Here is a 16,810-nt window from a genome sequence, read left to right on the forward strand (position 1 = left end):
ACCAGGTTTGACGATCCGGCCGTCCCGGCGCAACGGGGAAGGTACCCCCAGCGCCGGGGCGGCCGATCAGCTTGACTCCCCCCGACATCCCCACCCGGCGTGGTGGCGGCGCGGCAGGTCGCTACGCTGCACCATCGCTCGCACTCCAGGAGGTTGCGCTGAGACTCGAACTGCGCGGCATCACCAAACGGTTCGGTGATCTGGTCGCCAACGACCACATCGACCTGACGGTGGAGCCTGGAGAGATCCACGCCCTGCTCGGCGAGAACGGCGCCGGCAAGTCGACTCTGATGAACGTGCTCTACGGCCTCTACCAGCCGGACGAGGGCGAGATCCTGGTCGACGGCAAGCCGTTGAAGCTGAAGGGCCCGTCCGACGCGATCGCCGCCGGGATCGGGATGGTGCACCAGCACTTCATGCTGGTGCCGGTCTTCACCGTGGCCGAGAACGTGATGCTCGGCGCCGAGCAGGTCAAGTGGCCCTTCGCCGGGATCCTCGACCGGCGGCGGGCCCGGCGCGAGGTCGCCGAGGTCTCCGAGCGGTACAACCTGCGGGTCGACCCGGACGCGGTGATCGAGGACCTGCCGGTCGGCATCCAGCAGCGGGTGGAGATCGTCAAGGCCCTCACCCGCGACGTCGACCTGCTGATCCTCGACGAGCCCACGGCCGTGCTCACGCCGCAGGAGACCGAGGAACTGCTCACGGTCATGCGGTCGCTCAAGGCCGCCGGCAAGTCGATCGTGTTCATCACCCACAAGCTGGGCGAGGTGAAGGCCATCGCCGACCGGATCACAGTGATCCGGCGCGGCAAGACCGTGGGCACCGCCGAGCCGAGCGCCAGCCGGGACGAGCTGGCGGCGCTGATGGTGGGACGCAGCGTCCGGCTGACCGTGGACAAGAAGCCGGCCACCCCGGGCAAGCCGATCCTGGAGGTCGCCGGCCTGGTCGTGGACGACGACCGGCAGGTACGCGCGGTCGACGGCGTCGACCTGACAGTGCACGCCGGCGAGGTGCTCGGCGTCGCGGGCGTGCAGGGCAACGGCCAGACCGAGCTGATCGAGGCGATCATGGGCCTGCGCCCGGTGCTCGCCGGCACGATCAGCCTCGACGGCGAGCCGACCCACGGCTGGTCGACCAAGAAGGTGCTCCGCGCCGGCGTCGGCTACGTGCCGGAGGACCGCAGCGTCGACGGCCTGGTCAAGGAGTTCTCCGTGGCGGAGAACCTGGTGCTGGACATCTACGACCGGCCGCCGTTCGGCAGGGGCCTGTCGCTCAAGCCCGACGCCATCGCGAAGTCGGCCCGGGAGCGGATCGAGCAGTTCGACGTCCGTACCTCCTCGGCCGACGCGGCGGTCGGCACGCTCTCCGGCGGCAACCAGCAGAAGGTGATCGTGGCCCGGGAGCTGTCCCGGCCGCTGAAGCTCTTCATCGCCGCGCAGCCCACCCGGGGCGTGGACGTCGGCTCGATCGAGTTCATCCACAGCCGGGTCATCCGCGAGCGGGACATCGGCACCGCGGTCATGGTGGTCTCCAGCGAACTGGACGAGGTGATCGGCCTGGCCGACCGGATCGCGGTCATGTACCGCGGGCGGATCATCGGCATCGTCGGCCCGGACACCCCGCGCGAGGAGATCGGCCTGCTGATGGCCGGCATCACCCCGGACGCCGCCACCCCGGACGCCGCCACCGCGACCGAGGACGGCCCTGGCAACGAGGACGAGGCATGACCAACCCGAACCCCGTCTCGGGCTCGCCGGACAAGGAGCCGGCGACCGAGGCGCAGGAGTCGCTGAGCGAGGCCCGGGCGACGCCGACGCAGCCGGTGGGTGACACCGAGCAGACGGTGCCCGCCACCGCGACCGCGAAGAAGCCGGAACCGGCCGGGGAGTCCCGTCCCGGCATGGGCCGGATGTTCCTGGACAACCTCTGGGCCGCGAACACGTTCACCGTGACGGTGCTCGCGGTGCTGCTGGCCATGGTGGTCGGCGCGGTGCTGATCATCGTGTCCGACCCGGAGGTGCTCGCCACCTACAGCTACATCACGGCCCGTCCCACCGACGCGCTGAACGCCAGCTGGACTGTGGTCAGCGAGGCGTACGCGAACCTGTTCAAGGGCGCGATCTTCGACCCGGACGCGGTCGGCTTCACCGCCGCCATGAGCCCGATCTCGGAGACGCTCACCTACGCCGCGCCGCTCGTCTTCACCGGCCTGTCGGTGGCGCTGGCCTTCCGCGGCGGCCTGTTCAACATCGGCGCCCAGGGCCAGGCCACGATCGCCGTCATCCTGGCCGCCGTGGCCGGCTTCGCGCTGCCGCTGCCGCCCGTCGTGCACCTGCTGGTGGCTCTGATCGCCGGCGCGCTCGGCGGCGCGCTCTGGGGCTTCATCCCCGGCATCCTCAAGGCACGGGCGGGCGCGCACGAGGTGATCAACACGATCATGCTCAACTACGTGGCGGTCTACTTCCTGTCCTGGATCATCGTCCAGAACGGGGTGCAGAACCCGAACCGGGCGGACGCGATCAGCAAGCCGGTCGAGTCCTCCGCGCAGCTGCCCCGCCTGCTCGGCGACGACCTGCGGGTGCACGCCGGCATCCTGCTCGCGGTGGCGGCCACCTGGTTCATCGCCTGGCTGCTCAACCGCTCCACGCTCGGCTTCGAGCTGCGGGCCGTGGGTGCGAACCCGGACGCGGCCCGGACCGCCGGCATCAGCGTCACCAAGACGTACGTGCTGGTGATGGTGTTCGCGGGCATGCTGGCCGGTCTCGGCGGCTCGACCATGGTGCTCGGCACCACCGCCACCGCGCTGACCCCGCTGGTGATCGCGCAGATCGGCTTCGACGGCATCCTGGTCGCGCTGCTCGGCCGCGTGAAGCCGTGGGGCGTGCTGCTGGCCGCGCTGCTGTTCGGCGCGCTCCAGGCCGGCGGCAACCGGATGCAGTCGTACTCCGGCATCTCGCTGGAACTGGTCACCGTGCTCCAGGCGCTCATCGTCATCTTCATCGCCGCGCCTGCCCTGGTGAAGACGATCTTCCAGCTCCGGGCGGCCCGCGCCGCCCGGTTGCAGACGAGCCTCGCGAAGGGCTGGTGAGCATGTCCACCACCGCTGTCCCCGAGGTCGCCGTTACCGCGGTCGACGAGGGTTTCTGGACCCGTAACCGGAAGATCGGCGCGGTCCTGCTGGCGCTCGGTGTGCTCGCGGCGGTGCTGTTCGGCGCGCTCGCGACCGACCAGCACGCGCGGTTCACGCTCAGCGAGACCGAGGGCGGGGCCGCCCTGGAGATCAACGGTACGGTCGGCGCGATCCTGTTCGGGCTGATCACCGCCGCGGCCGGAGGCGCGCTGCTGGCCGGTGTGCCGAAGCGCTGGTTCACGCTGCTGCTCGGCGCCGGGCTGGTCGCCTTCGTGCTGAGCTTCCTGTGCTGGCAGGTCTCGGCCGCGCCCGAGGGCCGCAACTTCATGCCGCTGGTGAACGTCGTCCGCGGCACGTTCATCCTGGCCCTGCCGCTGATCTTCGGCGCGCTCGCCGGTGTGCTCTGCGAGCGTTCCGGCGTGGTGAACGTGGCGATCGAGGGCCAGCTCCTGATGGGCGCCTTCTCCGGCGCGCTGTTCGGCAGCATGTCCGGCAGCGTCTGGGTGGGCCTGGTGGCCGCCGCCATCGGTGGCGCGTTCATCTCGTTCCTGCTGGCCGTGTTCTCCATCCGCTACCTGGTCGACCAGGTGGTCATGGGCATCGTGCTCAACCTGCTGGCGGTCGGCATCACCGGCTTCCTGTACGAGCGGCTGATGCAGACCGACGCGGCGAAGTACAACAGCGCCCCCCGGTTCGGCAACTGGGAGATCCCGCTGCTGTCCGACATCCCGCTGATCGGCCCGGCGTTGTTCCGGGGCAACATCTTCCTCTACGTCGGCCTGCTGCTGGTGCTCGTCATCCACCTGGCGTTGTTCCGTACCCGGTGGGGCCTGCGGACCCGCTCGGTCGGCGAGCACCCGACCGCCGCGGACACGCTGGGCGTGAAGGTGCTGCGGCTGCGCTACCGCAACGTGATCCTGGCCGGTCTGGTGGCAGGTGTCGGCGGCGCGTCGTACACGCTGGCGCTCTACTCGTTCACCAAGAACATGATCGGCGGTAAGGGCTTCATCGCCCTGGCCGCGCTGATCTTCGGCCGGTGGAGCCCGACCGGCGCGCTGCTGGCGGCGCTGTTCTTCGGCTTCGCCGACCAGCTCGCCACCTACCTGGGCGCGATCGGCAGCAGCATCCCGAGCCAGTTCCTGGCGATGCTGCCGTACCTGGCGACGATCCTGGCCGTGGCCGGGCTGGTCGGCAAGGTCCGGGCGCCGGCCGCCGACGGCAAGCCGTACATCAAGGGCTGACCGCCCGCCGCGACACCGTGCCCGGCGGGGCGACCCGCCGGGCATCGTCGTCTCCGGCCGCACCCGCGACCGATCGGCGTTGATTGGGCAGAATGGGGGTTGTGATGGAGATCGACTGGGAGCGGCTGCGTACCGCCGCCACCGAGGTCATGCGGCACGCCTACGTGCCGTACTCGAAGTTCCCGGTGGGTGCCGCCGCGCTCGTCGACGACGGCCGGGTCGTGGTCGGCTGCAACGTGGAGAACGCCGGCTACGGCGTAACGCTCTGCGCCGAGTGCGGCGTGGTCTCGCAACTGCACGCGACCGGCGGGGGCCGGATCGTGGCGCTGTCCTGCGTCGACGCCACCGGTGAGCCGCTGATGCCGTGCGGCAGGTGCCGGCAGCTGCTCTGGGAGCAGGGCGGGCCGGAGTGTCTGGTCGAGGCGAAGGGCGGACCGCTGCGGATGGCGGAACTGCTGCCGCACGCCTTCGACGTGGCCGACATCGAGGCGGTGACCGGCGAGCACCCGGTGCCCGTGGTGCCGGACCGGCTGGCCGCCTGGCGGGGCCGGGGCACCGTGTTCGTGCACCCCGACCTGTCGGCCGGGCAGCAGGTCTGGACGACGTACTGGGAGCGGTCGTCGGGGGAGACCACTGACGCCGAGACCGGCGTGCTGGAGGAGGGCTCGACCTGGGACGACCCGGCCGAGGCGATCGAGTGGGGTCTGGCGCGGACGCCGCGCGTGGTCGTGGTGGACGCTTCGGGGACGATCTTCTGGGCTGGTGAGGGTGAGCCTCCCACGGAGATTCCGGTCCGCTGGGGCTGAGGTTGGGGCCTGGGCCGACCGTGCCCGGCTCCGGGCGGTCAGGCTTGATCCCTCCGCCGGGCACGGTCGGCCCCGGGCGGACCTGGTCACCGTTCGCGGGGGCGTGGCCGTGGCGATTGTTGATCTATTGATGGGAACTCAAAGGTGAGTGCTTTCACGGCGGTTGACGTCATCCGGGCTAAGCGGGACGGGGGTGTGCTGAGCGACGGGCAGATCGACTGGGTGGTCGACGCGTACACCAAGGGTCTGGTCGCCGACGAGCAGATGTCGGCGCTGGCCATGGCGATCCTGCTGCGCGGCATGACCGCGCCGGAGATCGCCCGGTGGACCGCCGCCATGATCGCCAGCGGCGAGCGGCTCGACCTGTCGCCGGTGTCCCGGCCGACTGTGGACAAGCACTCCACCGGCGGCGTCGGTGACAAGATCACCCTGCCGCTGACCCCGCTGGTGGCCGCGTGCGGCGCGGCGGTGCCGCAGCTGTCCGGCCGGGGCCTGGGCCACACCGGCGGCACGCTGGACAAGCTGGAGTCGATCCCGGGCTGGCGGGCGGCGCTCACAAACGACGAGTTCATCGCCCAGCTCCGCGACGTGGGCGCGGTGATCTGCGCGGCCGGCGACGGGCTCGCCCCGGCCGACCGCAAGCTGTACGCGCTGCGCGACGTCACCGGCACCGTCGAGGCGATCCCGCTGATCGCCAGCTCGATCATGAGCAAGAAGATCGCCGAGGGGACCGGCGCGCTGGTGCTCGACGTGAAGGTCGGCTCCGGCGCGTTCATGAAGAACGTCGACGACGCCCGCGAGCTGGCCCGCACCATGGTCGAGCTGGGCGGCGCGCACGGCGTCCGGACGGTCGCCCTGCTCACCGACATGTCCACCCCGCTCGGCCTGGCCGTCGGCAACGCGGTCGAGGTGACCGAGTCGGTGGAGGTGCTCGCCGGCGGCGGTCCGGCCGACGTGGTGGAGCTGACGCTGGCGCTGGCCCGGGAGATGCTCGACGCGGCCGGCCTGCCGGACGCCGACCCGGAGGCGGCACTGCGAGACGGCCGGGCGATGGACTCCTGGCGCACGATGATCCGGGCGCAGGGCGGTGACCCGGACGCCCCGATGCCCACCGCGAACGAGGTCGAGCTGGTCACCGCGACTGAGGACGGCTGGGTCGCCGAGATCGACGCGTACGCGATCGGGGTGGCCGCATGGCGGCTCGGCGCGGGCCGGGCCCGCAAGGAGGACCCGGTGAGCATCCCGGCCGGCGTGGTGCTGCACAAGCGACGCGGTGACCGGGTACGTGTCGGCGACCCGCTGTTCGAGCTGCGGGCCGAGCACGCCGAGCGGATGCCCGCCGCGCTGGACGAGGCGCGCCGCGCGGTGCGGGTGGCGCCGGACGCGCCGGATGCCACGCCGCTGGTCGTCGAGCGGATCGGCTGATCGGGGACGGCCATGGTGCCGGCCCGGCGGGAGCCGCTATCCTCCCAGGCCAGGGGGGATCGGCCGGCGACGAGCCGAGGTGAGCAGACAGGGGCTTGACCGTGCGCGTACCCGCTCCCGATCCCCGGGCCGTCCGGGAGGCGAGCCTGGACGAGTTGTCCCGGCTGAGCCTTCCGTTGCCGCCGCCGCAGTTCCCGCTGGTGTGGGAGCCGGGCGACGAGATCGAGCTGCGTCCGACCCCGGAGATCGAGGCCCGGATCGCGGTGCTGCACGTGATCCTGGCCCGCTGCTTCGGGATGCCCGCGCAGGCGGCGATGGGCTGGCTGCTGGAGTCGCACCTGGTCGACTCGGTGACGCCGCCGGAGTGGCAGTTCGTGATGGGCGGCCGGGGCGACCACAGGTCGTTCGTGCTGCACCACGACGCGCTGTTCTCGCTGGCCTGGGTGCTCGGGCTGGCAAAGGAGCTGGACCCGACGGTGCCGGTGGACGAGCGGCTGGTCGAGCGGATGCCGAACCTGGTGGCGGGGGAGACGTTCGGCCAGTGGCGGGCCCGGATCCTGGCCGCGCCGCAGCATCCCGGTGACGCCGCGGCGCTGCTGGACCTGCACTACTGCCTCGACTGGGCGTACCTGGAGACGGAGAAGGCCGGGCGCGCGCTGCCGGGCCTGGTGGACGCCAACGCGATCGGGCAGCGCCGGTGGGCGCTGGAGTGGGCGGTGGTGCTGCGCGGGCCGTACCACGACGAACCGCCGGGCTGGGAAGAGGTCGACCTCTCCACCTGAGCCGCGTCAGCGCGGGCGGTGCACGCCGAGCCGGACGGAGAGCGTGACCGGCACGGGCTCGGGCAGCGCGGCGATGCGCGCGGCGAGCCGTCGCGGGTCGGCGTGCCAGGCGCTCGGTCCCATCCCGACGAGCGTGGTGACCTCGGCGCGGCTCAGCGCGAGCCGGGCCCGGTGCCCGGTCGCGGACTCCTCGGCGAAGTGGGCGCCGAGGCTGCCGGAGACCCGGTCGGCCTTGTCCGGGTCCACCCGCAGCAGGTCCAGCGCGTCGACGAGTTCGGTCAGGTGGTCGGCGGCCGGGGTGACCACCAGCAGCGCGCCGCCCGGGTCGAGCACCCGGTGGAACTCCGGGCCGTTGCGCGGCGCGAACACGTTCAGCAGCACGGCGGTGGACCGGTCGGCCAGGGGCAGCCGCTGCCAGGTGTCGGCCAGCGCGGCGGCGGCCCGCGGGTGCGCACGGGCCGCGCGGCGCAGCGCCGGCTTGGAGACGTCCAGGGCCAGGCCGGCGGCGTCCGGCAGCGCCGCCAGCACCGCCGCGAGGTAATGCCCGGTCCCGGCACCGGCATCGACCACCAGGGGGTACGGGTCGACGTCCGCGACGGGTACCGCTGTGGTGGCCAGCGCGGCGGCGACGGCGTCGTAGTGACCGGCGGCGAGGAAGCCGGCGCGGGCGGCGACCATCTCGGCGCTGTCCCCGGAGTGCGGGGCGCGGCCGGCGAGCAGGTTCACGTATCCCTGCCGGGCGATGTCGAAGCTGTGCCCGCGCGGGCAGCGCAGCGCGCGTGCGGTGCCGGCGGTGGTCTCGGTGAGCGGCTCGGCGCAGACCGGGCAGCGCAGCCGGGCGAGGACGAGGTCGTCCACGGCTCAGTCCTCCGTCTCCGGTCGGCCGGGGAGGCGGCCGGTGAGGTGGCCGATCACCCGCTGGCTGAGCGTGCCGAGTGCGGCCACCTCGGCCGGGGTGAGCCGGTCGATCAGGTGCCGGCGGACGGCCGCGACGTGCCCGGGTGCGGCGGCCTCGACGGCCCGGCGCCCGGCCGGGGTGAGCACGACGACCGAGCCGCGGCCGTCGGTGGCGCACTCCTCCCGGGTGACCAGGCCGCGCTGCTGCATGCGGGAGATGTGGTGGGACAGGCGGCTGCGGGACCAGAGCATCCGATCGGCCAGTTCGCTGAGCCGTAGCCGCTGCTCCGGGGTCTCGGAGAGGTCGCTCAGAACGTCGTAGTCGGGCTCGGAGAGGCCGGCGTCCTGCATCAGTTCCCGGGCCAGTTCCAGGTCGAGCAGGCGGCGCATGCGGCGGTAGCCGCGCCAGGCGCGGTCCTCCTGCTCGTCCAGCCAGCGCGGTTCGTCCACGGACCGATCCTACTGGTGTTGTTGACATGTCACCAAGTTGCGGCCTAGGTTGATGACATGTCAACCAAACTGCCGTCCCGGCTGGTACGGCTGTTCGCCGGCCTGGCCCTGTTCGGCGTCAGCGTCGCGCTGATGGTCCGCGCCGACCTCGGGCTCGCGTCCTGGGACGTGCTGCACCAGGGCCTCGCCGACCGCACCGGCCTGCCGATGGGCCTGCTGGTCAACGGCGTGGCGCTGCTGGTGCTGTTGCTGTGGATCCCGCTGCGGCAGCGCCCGGGCGTCGGCACCGTCGCGAACGTCGCGCTCGTCGGCCTGGCCCTCGACGCGACGCTGGCCCTGCTGCCGCCGGTCGCCCCGCTCGCCGGCCGGATCGGCCTGCTGGTCGCGGGCGTCCTGCTCAACGGCCTCGCCACAGCGCTCTACCTCGGTGCCCGCCTCGGCCCCGGCCCGCGGGACGGGCTGATGACCGGCCTCGCCGCCCGCGGCCTGCCGCTCGGCCCGGCCCGCACCGGGATCGAGGTGACGGTGCTGGCGGTCGGCTGGCTGCTCGGCGGCGCCGTCGGCCCCGGCACCCTGCTCTACGCGATCGGCATCGGGCCGATCGTCGCCTGGTTCGTGCCCCGGCTCACCGCCCCGGCCGCCGTCCCGACAGGAGTGACCTCACCATGCCCCGCCTGACCGTCGTCGTCGCCAGCACCCGCCCCGGCCGGGTCGGCCGTCGCATCGGTGACTGGTTCACCGCCGCCGCCGTCCGCCACGCCGGCTTTGACGAGGTACGCCTCCTCGACCTGGCCGAGGTCGGACTGCCCTTCCACGACGAGCCGCACCATCCGTCCGAGCGGGTCTACCTGCACGAGCACACCCGCGCCTGGAGCGCCGAGATCGGCGCCGCGGACGCCTTCGTCCTGGTGATGCCGGAGTACAACTACGGCTTCAGCGCGCCGCTGAAGAACGCGATCGACTACCTCTACCACGAGTGGCAGCACAAGCCGGTGGGCTTCGTCAGCTACGGCATGACCTCCGGGGGCCTGCGCGCGGTGCAGATGATCAAGCAGGTGGTGACCACGCTGAACATGACCCCGGTCAACGACCAGGTGGTCGTCTTCCTGCGGCAGGCGCTGGACGAGGCGGGCGAGCTGCGACCCGACCCCGGCCGCGAGGAGGCCGCCGCGCTCATGCTCGACCAGCTCGCCCGGCTGGCCGCCGTGCTCGCGCCGCTACGGGTCGCCGCATGAGCGCGCGGCTGTGGGAGCTGTTCGGCGAGCGCGGGCGCGGGGTGCTCGCCACGCTGCGCCGGGACGGTCGGCCCCAGCTGTCCAACCTCGACTACCTGGCCGAGCCGGGCCTGATCCGCTGCTCCACCACCGGCGACCGAGCCAAGGTGCGCAACCTGCGCCGCGATCCCCGGGCGAGCTTCCACGTGACCACCGCCGACGGCGGGGCGTACGCGGTCGCCGAGGGCACCGTGACGCTCACTTCGCCCGCCGCGACCACCGACGACGCGACGGTCGACGAACTGGTCGAGGTCTACCGGCGGATCCGCGGCGAGCACCCGGACTGGGCCGACTACCGGGCCGCCATGGTCGCCGACGGGCGGGTGGTCCTGCGGCTCGCGGTGGAGCGGGTGTACGGCTGGCGACCCTGAACCGGTCCGGTCCACCGCCGCGCCCGTACCGGGGGTGACTAGGGTCTGAGCATGGTCGCAATCTCGTACGAGGACATCGTCAAGGTCCCGAAGGCGCTACTGCACGATCACCTCGACGGCGGCCTGCGGCCCGCGACGATCGTCGAACTGGCCGCCGAGGTCGGCCACGAACTGCCCACCACCGACCCGGCGGCGCTCGGCGTCTGGTTCACCGAGGCGGCGAACTCCGGCTCGCTGGAGCGCTACCTGGAGACGTTCGCGCACACGGTGGCGGTCATGCAGACTCCTGCCGCGCTGCGCCGGGTGGCTCGCGAGTGCGCGCTGGACCTGGCCGCCGACGGCGTGGTCTACGCCGAGGTGCGCTTCGCGCCGGAGCAGCACCTGGAGCAGAACCTGACCCTGGACGAGGTGGTCGACGCGGTGGTCACCGGGTTCCGGGAGGGCAGCGCGCTGGCCGCCGAGGCGGGCACCCCGATCCGGATCGGCACGCTGCTCACCGCGATGCGGCACGCGGCCCGCTCGCAGGAGATCGCCGAGCTGGCCGTGCGGCACCGCGACACCGGTGTGGTCGGCTTCGACATCGCCGGCGCCGAGGCGGGGTTCCCGCCCACCCGGCACCTGGACGCGTTCGAGTACCTCCAGCGGGAGAACTTCCACTTCACCATCCACGCCGGTGAGGCGTTCGGCCTGCCGTCGATCTGGCAGGCGATCCAGTGGTGCGGCGCCGACCGGCTCGGACACGGCGTCCGCATCGTCGACGACATCACCCCGGGCAACCCGCCGGTGCTGGGCCGGCTGGCCGCGTACGTGCGGGACAAGCGCATCCCGCTGGAACTCTGCCCGTCGTCGAACGTGCAGACCGGCGCGGCGGCCTCGATCGCCGACCACCCGATCGGGCTGCTGCGCGACCTGCGGTTCCGGGTGACGGTGAACACCGACAACCGGCTGATGAGCGGCACCTCGATGTCGCGGGAGATGGCGCTGCTGGTGGAGGCCTTCGGCTACGGCTGGAAGGAACTCCAGTGGTTCACCATCAACGCGATGAAGAGCGCCTTCATCCCGTTCGACGAGCGGCTGCGGATCATCGACGAGGTGATCAAGCCGGCGTACGCCGAGCTGATCGGCTGATCACGACTGGCGGGGGTGGCCGGAGAGCAGTGCGGCCACCCCGCGCAGCACCTGCCCGGCACGGGCCGCCTCGGCGCCCAGCCCGGTCTGCCGGCGCAGCACGGCCGGCTCGGCGCGCAGCAGCGCGACCCCGCGCCGGAGCAGCACCCGGGGCGCCTTGCGCTGCTCGGCGAGATCCCGGGCGAGGCGGCGCAGGAACGTCGCGCCGCGCGGGCGGCGCAGCGCGTACGCCCCGGCGAGCAGCCCCAGCCGGCGGCACTCGGCCACGATCTCGGCCGCGAAGATCCCCTCGGCGACGAAGATTGGCGATCCGTCGACATCGAATGGCCGGGTGGCTACCCGACGGTCTGCGCCGATCGCATAAACCGGCACTTCGGCCTTGCCCTCACGAGCCAGTCGGGCGATTGTTTGCACCGCCGTGTCCGAATCCCAGGACAAGGGGGACTCCCAATCCACCTGTCCGTTTCGACGCGGACACGTAGGGTCATCGCCGTCCTTGTAGAAGTCGTCCAGGCAGAGCACCGGAAGTCCGGTTCGTTGGGCTATGTATGACTTTCCCGACCCGGAGGGGCCGGCGAGCAGGACGACGCGATGCGGGTGTTCCATTACCTTCAGTGACTCCGGCCAGACGGATTGCTATCAAATTGCATCAACATCTCATCACACCTCCGGTGAGGGACAACCTGGTCTTTCTCTTTGCGGAGCGGCGTGATGGAATCTCGGAGGTCCGACCCGCCGGGTCGGTCGCTCGGCGTTGCCCTCAGGGTGGCGCGGGGCGCGGTAATGCGAGGGCGGTGACGTGAGCAAACGGCCAACGACGGCGGGCTCCTTCCTGTCGCGGCTGCGCCGGCCGATGAGTCGGCTGCGCGACATGCCGATCTGGTCCAAGCTCGGTCTGATCATGATCGTGCCGACCATCGCCACGGTCGTGGTGGGCACCAGTGGTCTGGTCGACCACCTGGAGACGCTCAACAATGCCAACCGGGCGGGGGATCTGGCCAACCTGATCGGCTACTCGGGTGACCTGGTCGACACCGTGCAGGACGAGCGGGTCGGCGCCGTGCTCTTCCTCGGCGCGAAGGAGTTCCAGACCCGGGCGCAGTACCAGGAGGGTTACAACCGCGCCAACCAGCGGGTGGACCAGGCGAAGTCGCCGTACCTGCGGCAGCGTGGCGAGATCGACGACCTGCCCCGCAACTTCGTCGGGCTGCTCGACACGATCGACACCCAGCTGAAGGATCTTCCGGCGACCCGCAGCCAGGTGCTGAACGGCAAGCTGAAGATCAATGACGCCGACCAGGCGTACCGGCAGCTGATCGAGGACCTGCTGGCCATCCGCGACTCGGCCACCCAGCTCGCCGGCGACAACGACCTGAGCGACCGGATGCGCGCGGCGGCCGCCGTCGCCCGGCAGAAGGAATACCTGACTCAGCGCCGGGTCGTCGTCCACCAGGCGCTGACCCAGAACCAGTACACCGCCGCGCTGCGCGAGCAGTTCATCGCCAGCGGCACCGGCCAGTCGCAGTCGCTGGCGACCTTCCAGTCGGTCGCCACCGAGCCCGACAAGCTGTTCTACGAGCAGACCGTCTCCGGGCCCGACCTGCGCAAGGCCGACCGCTTCACGAGTTTCGTCTCGGGCAACAACAACGGCTCGATGGAGAACGCCCCGTTCGGGGCGGACCAGTGGGACCAGACCATGGTCGCCAACGCCAAGCTGATCCGGACCGTGGAGTCCCGGCTCGACGGCAACGTGGTCCGGCAGGCCGACGCGCTGCGTTCGGACACCCAGCGCCAGGTGTTCCTGGAGACCGGCCTGCTGCTCACCATGCTGCTGCTGGCCATCCTGTTCGCGTACCTGGTGGCCCGCTCGATGGCCCGGTCGCTGCGCGACCTGCGCCAGGGCGCCCTGGCGGTGGCCCAGTACGGGCTGCCGCAGGCGGTCGCCCGGCTGCGTGACCCGCAGGTCACCGGCCAGCTCTCCCCGGTGCAACTCGCCAACCAGATCGCCGAGCCGCTGCCGGTACGCAGCAAGGACGAGTTCGGCCAGGTGACCGAGGCGTTCAACGCCGTCCACCTGGAGGCCGTCCGGACCGCCGCCGAGCAGGCCGCCCTGCGGGCCTCGGTCGCGACCATGTTCGTCAACCTGGCCCGCCGCTCGCAGATCCTGGTCGACCGGCTGATCGGCCACCTCGACCGCCTGGAGCGCGGCGAGGAGGACCCGGACCGGCTGGCCGAGCTGTTCCAGCTCGACCACCTGGCCACCCGGATGCGCCGCAACGACGAGAACCTGCTGGTCCTCGCCGGTGCGGACTCCACCCGTGTGCAGCGCGAGCCCGCCGCACTGATCGACGTGCTCCGCGCCGCCCAGTCCGAGGTCGAGCACTACACCCGGATCGAGTTCGGCGTGATCGACCGGGACATCGAGGTCGCCGCCCACGCGGTCAACGACCTGGTGCACCTGGTCGCCGAGCTGTTCGACAACGCCACCGCCTTCTCCCCGCCGGACTCGCAGGTCATGGTGGAGGCCCGGCGGGTCGGCGACCGCGCCTCCCTCTACGTGGAGGACCGCGGCATCGGCATCAGCCAGGAGCAGCTCCGCGACCTCAACGAGCGGCTGGCCACGCCGCCGCAGGTGGACGTCGCGGTCTCCCGGATGATGGGCCTGGTCGTGGTCGCGCGGCTGGCCGCCCGGCACGGCGTCCGGGTCGAGCTGCGGCCGGGCGCCGACCGGGGCACCGTCGCCGACGTGACGCTGCCGACGTCGGTCCTGGTGCCGCGCGCCCTGGCCGGCCGTGGCCTGCCCGGACCGGCCCTGCCCGCAGCGGGCCCGCAGCAGAACGGCCCGGCACCGGCCTTCGGCGCCCTGGCCGCCTTCGGCAACAACAACCCGCCGAGCCTGCCGCCGGCGCCCCACCCGGGCTCCTCGGGCAACCAGGTCACGCTCGGCGGACGCGCGTTCGACCCGGCGCCGCGCAACGGCTCGGGCACCCCGGCGAACGCCGGTGGCGGCCGTGCCATGCCGGCCTGGTCCGACCTGACCGGCGCCGGCCCGTCCGGCGGCGACGGCGGATTCGGCGGCCGGCCCAACGGCCAGTCGACGGACCCGCTGCCGCAGCGGCGCAACCCGGCCGACGGCGACCCGGGCAGCACCGGGCAGCAGCCGGCGATCCCGCGCCAGCTTCCGAGCAGCCCGGAGGCGCGGCCCTACAGCCCGCCGCCGGTCTCCGCGCCGCCGGTCCCGCCGGTGTCGGCCCCGCCGCTGCCCCCGGTCTCCGGCGCACCGGTCTCCGGTAACCCGCTGCCGTACCGCCCGGTCTCGGCCGCGCCGGTGTCCGGTGACCCGTTCTCGGGCCGCCCGGTCTCCGCGGTGCCGGTCTCCGGTGACCCGTTCTCGGGCCGCCCGGTCTCGGCCGCGCCCGTCTCCGGGCACCCCGCGCCGGTGTCCGGGCAGCCCGCCTCCGCGCCGCCGGCGAACCAGCCGCAGGCGCGTCCGATGCCCGCACCGGGTGTCAGCGCCCCGCCGGTCTGGCCGCCGGTCACGCCGACCCCGGCTCCGGCGGCGCCGGAACGCGCCACCAGTGGCATGGACATGACCACCGAGCTGCCCCGGGTGCCGCGCACGGAGATTCCGGCCACCCCGCAGCAGGCGGCCGGCCAGCCGTCCGCCGCTCCGGCCGCGAGCCGGCCGGCCGAGGCCCCGGCGGCGAGCCGCCCGGCGGCACCGGTGGCACGCCCGGCCGCGCCGCAGCAGCCGGGCAACCGTCAGCGGTACGCGGACGAGACGATGGAGCTGCCGATCTTCCGGGAGCTGGAGTCGGCGTGGTTCCGCACCCGCCGGCCCGGGCCCAACGAGGAGCCGGCGGCACCGGCCGCGACGACGAACGGCGGCGCCGCCACCCAGCAGTTCGCCAAGGTGGACACGGCCGGCCGGCCCGTGCCGCAAAAGACACCCGCAACGACAGGTAACACGCCGATGGCACACACTCCGACGGCCGGCGGAGCACCGCGTGACAACGGCGCGGCGAACGGGAACACCCGTCCCGCGTACACCGGCGGGTTGCCCACCCGGCAGCCGACTGCGTCGCCGCAGTCCTCCTCCCCGTGGCAGACGGCGGCCGACGACGGCTGGCGTGCCGCCTCGGCGGCCACCGAGGTCCCGGTTGCGGAGACCACCCAGAAGGGCCTGCCGAAGCGGACGCCGATGGCGCAGCTCGTGCCCGGCAGCATCGAGAAGCCTTCCGCGTCGGTGCAGCGGCGTACTCCGGAGGGTGTTCGGGGCCTGCTCTCGGCCTACCATCGGGGCGTGCAGCGCGGGCGTAACACCGACAGCAACACGACCGGCCCGGAGGGCACTCCGGGCGGGCAGCAGTCCTCGCAGTCTGACTCAGGCCCGGTGGCCGGGAGCGGGCAGAAGGAGCAACAAGGATGACTACTACGCAGGATCTCGGATGGCTGCTCGCCAACTTCGCCGACCGGGTGCCCGGTGTGGCGCACGCGGTCGCGGTCTCGGCCGACGGCCTGCTTCTGGCCTCGTCCCGTGACCTTCCGCGGGACCGCGCCGACCAGCTCGCCGCGATCGCGTCCGGTCTGGTCAGCCTGACCCAGGGCGCGGCCCGCTGCTTCGAGGGCGGGGCGGTGTTGCAGACAGTCGTCGAGATGGACAACGGTTTCCTGTTCCTGATGTCCATCTCCGACGGCTCGTCGTTCGCGGTGCTGGCGGCGCGGAGCTGCGACGTGGGTCAGGTCGGGTACGAGATGGCCCTGCTCGTGGACCGGGTGGGCGATGCCCTGACGCCGCAGCCGCGCACGGCTGTGGGGATGATGGGCTGAATGACGCGCTGGCCGGTGGGTCAGGTGCGGGAACAACAACGACAGCGACGGATGTCACCGGGGCGAGCCGGTGCCGGGTACGAGGGAGGTGAGCGGCGACATGGATCGTGACGAGCCGACCGGCGCGTTGGTCCGGCCGTACGCCGTCACCCGCGGTCGTACCCGTCCCCGGCTCGACATCGCCCTGGAGGCACTCGTCGAGACGACGGTGCGCGGCCGAGCGGTTGCCACTGGCAATGGTGGCCACGGTCGTGAACACCAGTACATCGCCGCGTTGTGTGACGGACGTGTGCAGTCGCTCGCCGAGATCGCGGCGCGGATGCAGCTTCCGCTCGGCGTGGCCCGGGTGCTCATCGCCGACATGGCGACGGACGGCCTGGTCGCGGTCCACGAGCCGACCATTTTGGACGACTCCGACGACGCGGTGGGCACTGAACTGCTGGAGAGGGTGCTGAGTGGACTTCGCAGGCTCTGAC

The 16,810-nt window shown here is 72.5% G+C and carries 16 protein-coding genes; 13 read left to right on the forward strand and 3 right to left on the reverse strand.

Annotated features, from left to right (window positions below; translation table 11 throughout):
* The first annotated feature begins 71 nt into the window (after positions 1-71).
* The 6 genes from NMK34_RS04515 (at position 72) to NMK34_RS04540 (ending at position 7,384) form a co-directional block, all read left to right on the forward strand.
* Complete coding sequence (locus tag NMK34_RS04515; protein ID WP_318332329.1) at positions 72-1,727, forward strand: ABC transporter ATP-binding protein; 1,656 nt, start codon at positions 72-74, stop codon at positions 1,725-1,727.
* A 173-nt stretch (positions 1,728-1,900) separates the two neighbouring features.
* Positions 1,901-3,088, forward strand: a complete 1,188-nt coding sequence (locus NMK34_RS04520) for an ABC transporter permease (protein WP_396880391.1) — start codon at positions 1,901-1,903, stop codon at positions 3,086-3,088.
* Between the two features lie 2 nt (positions 3,089-3,090).
* Positions 3,091-4,371: an ABC transporter permease gene (locus tag NMK34_RS04525; RefSeq protein WP_135243268.1), complete on the forward strand. Its 1,281-nt coding sequence runs from the start codon at positions 3,091-3,093 to the stop codon at positions 4,369-4,371.
* Positions 4,372-4,475: 104 nt separating this feature from the next.
* On the forward strand, positions 4,476-5,177 hold the full coding sequence (locus NMK34_RS04530; protein ID WP_194798649.1) for a cytidine deaminase: 702 nt from the start codon (positions 4,476-4,478) through the stop codon (positions 5,175-5,177).
* 144 nt (positions 5,178-5,321) lie between these two features.
* Positions 5,322-6,602 carry a thymidine phosphorylase gene (locus tag NMK34_RS04535; protein ID WP_318332331.1) on the forward strand — a complete coding sequence of 427 codons (1,281 nt, stop codon included), beginning with the start codon at positions 5,322-5,324 and terminating at the stop codon, positions 6,600-6,602.
* A 101-nt stretch (positions 6,603-6,703) separates the two neighbouring features.
* Positions 6,704-7,384, forward strand: coding sequence for a DUF4272 domain-containing protein (locus tag NMK34_RS04540; protein ID WP_318332332.1), 681 nt, complete (start codon positions 6,704-6,706; stop codon positions 7,382-7,384).
* A gap of 6 nt (positions 7,385-7,390) precedes the next feature.
* Here NMK34_RS04540 and NMK34_RS04545 read toward each other — a convergent pair whose 3' ends face one another.
* Positions 7,391-8,242, reverse strand: coding sequence for a putative RNA methyltransferase (locus NMK34_RS04545; RefSeq protein WP_318332333.1), 852 nt, complete (start codon positions 8,240-8,242; stop codon positions 7,391-7,393).
* Positions 8,243-8,245: 3 nt separating this feature from the next.
* A complete protein-coding gene (locus NMK34_RS04550) occupies positions 8,246-8,731 on the reverse strand; it encodes a MarR family winged helix-turn-helix transcriptional regulator (protein WP_135243273.1) in 486 nt (161 codons plus the stop codon).
* A gap of 57 nt (positions 8,732-8,788) precedes the next feature.
* Between NMK34_RS04550 and NMK34_RS04555 the strand changes: the two genes are divergently transcribed.
* The 4 genes from NMK34_RS04555 to NMK34_RS04570 are packed head-to-tail and all read left to right on the forward strand — an operon-like array spanning position 8,789 to position 11,504.
* The gene (locus NMK34_RS04555) at positions 8,789-9,409 is read left to right on the forward strand and encodes a hypothetical protein (RefSeq protein WP_318332334.1); all 621 of its coding nucleotides are present in this window, start codon (positions 8,789-8,791) and stop codon (positions 9,407-9,409) included.
* A complete protein-coding gene (locus NMK34_RS04560; RefSeq protein WP_318332335.1) occupies positions 9,397-9,966 on the forward strand; it encodes an NAD(P)H-dependent oxidoreductase in 570 nt (189 codons plus the stop codon). Before NMK34_RS04555 ends, NMK34_RS04560 begins: the two co-directional genes overlap by 13 nt.
* Positions 9,963-10,376, forward strand: a complete 414-nt coding sequence (locus NMK34_RS04565) for a PPOX class F420-dependent oxidoreductase (protein WP_318332336.1) — start codon at positions 9,963-9,965, stop codon at positions 10,374-10,376. Before NMK34_RS04560 ends, NMK34_RS04565 begins: the two co-directional genes overlap by 4 nt.
* A 51-nt stretch (positions 10,377-10,427) precedes the next feature.
* Positions 10,428-11,504 carry an adenosine deaminase gene (locus NMK34_RS04570; protein ID WP_013473969.1) on the forward strand — a complete coding sequence of 359 codons (1,077 nt, stop codon included), beginning with the start codon at positions 10,428-10,430 and terminating at the stop codon, positions 11,502-11,504.
* Here the strand turns inward: NMK34_RS04570 and NMK34_RS04575 are convergent, their stop codons facing one another.
* Positions 11,505-11,771, reverse strand: coding sequence for a hypothetical protein (locus NMK34_RS04575; RefSeq protein ID WP_228531240.1), 267 nt, complete (start codon positions 11,769-11,771; stop codon positions 11,505-11,507).
* Positions 11,772-12,303: 532 nt separating this feature from the next.
* On the opposite strand from NMK34_RS04575, the gene NMK34_RS04580 reads away from it, so the two are divergent.
* The 3 genes from NMK34_RS04580 to NMK34_RS04590 all read left to right on the forward strand — a co-directional run bounded on the left by NMK34_RS04580 (position 12,304) and on the right by NMK34_RS04590 (position 16,809).
* Positions 12,304-15,933: a nitrate- and nitrite sensing domain-containing protein gene (locus NMK34_RS04580; protein WP_318332337.1), complete on the forward strand. Its 3,630-nt coding sequence runs from the start codon at positions 12,304-12,306 to the stop codon at positions 15,931-15,933.
* Positions 15,930-16,334 (forward strand): roadblock/LC7 domain-containing protein, encoded by a 405-nt coding sequence (locus tag NMK34_RS04585; RefSeq protein WP_013283992.1) that lies wholly within the window; start codon positions 15,930-15,932, stop codon positions 16,332-16,334. Before NMK34_RS04580 ends, NMK34_RS04585 begins: the two co-directional genes overlap by 4 nt.
* Before the next feature lie 100 nt (positions 16,335-16,434).
* Positions 16,435-16,809, forward strand: coding sequence for a DUF742 domain-containing protein (locus tag NMK34_RS04590; protein ID WP_073827018.1), 375 nt, complete (start codon positions 16,435-16,437; stop codon positions 16,807-16,809).
* The last annotated feature ends 1 nt before the right edge of the window (position 16,810 follow it).

Origin of the sequence: Micromonospora sp. BRA006-A, assembly GCF_033433935.1 — a bacterium.
Lineage (GTDB): Bacteria > Actinomycetota > Actinomycetes > Mycobacteriales > Micromonosporaceae > Micromonospora > Micromonospora aurantiaca.

Excerpts from the sequence above, each read along its gene's own strand:
- NMK34_RS04520 (WP_396880391.1), top strand. The coding sequence starts at position 1,901 with ATGGGCCGGATGTTCCTGGACAACCTCTGGGCCGCGAACACGTTCACC.
- NMK34_RS04525 (WP_135243268.1), top strand. The coding sequence starts at position 3,091 with ATGTCCACCACCGCTGTCCCCGAGGTCGCCGTTACCGCGGTCGACGAG.
- NMK34_RS04530 (WP_194798649.1), top strand. The coding sequence starts at position 4,476 with ATGGAGATCGACTGGGAGCGGCTGCGTACCGCCGCCACCGAGGTCATG.
- NMK34_RS04555 (WP_318332334.1), top strand. The coding sequence starts at position 8,789 with ATGTCAACCAAACTGCCGTCCCGGCTGGTACGGCTGTTCGCCGGCCTG.
- NMK34_RS04560 (WP_318332335.1), top strand. The coding sequence starts at position 9,397 with ATGCCCCGCCTGACCGTCGTCGTCGCCAGCACCCGCCCCGGCCGGGTC.
- NMK34_RS04565 (WP_318332336.1), top strand. The coding sequence starts at position 9,963 with ATGAGCGCGCGGCTGTGGGAGCTGTTCGGCGAGCGCGGGCGCGGGGTG.
- NMK34_RS04570 (WP_013473969.1), top strand. The coding sequence starts at position 10,428 with ATGGTCGCAATCTCGTACGAGGACATCGTCAAGGTCCCGAAGGCGCTA.
- NMK34_RS04585 (WP_013283992.1), top strand. The coding sequence starts at position 15,930 with ATGACTACTACGCAGGATCTCGGATGGCTGCTCGCCAACTTCGCCGAC.
- NMK34_RS04590 (WP_073827018.1), top strand. The coding sequence starts at position 16,435 with ATGGATCGTGACGAGCCGACCGGCGCGTTGGTCCGGCCGTACGCCGTC.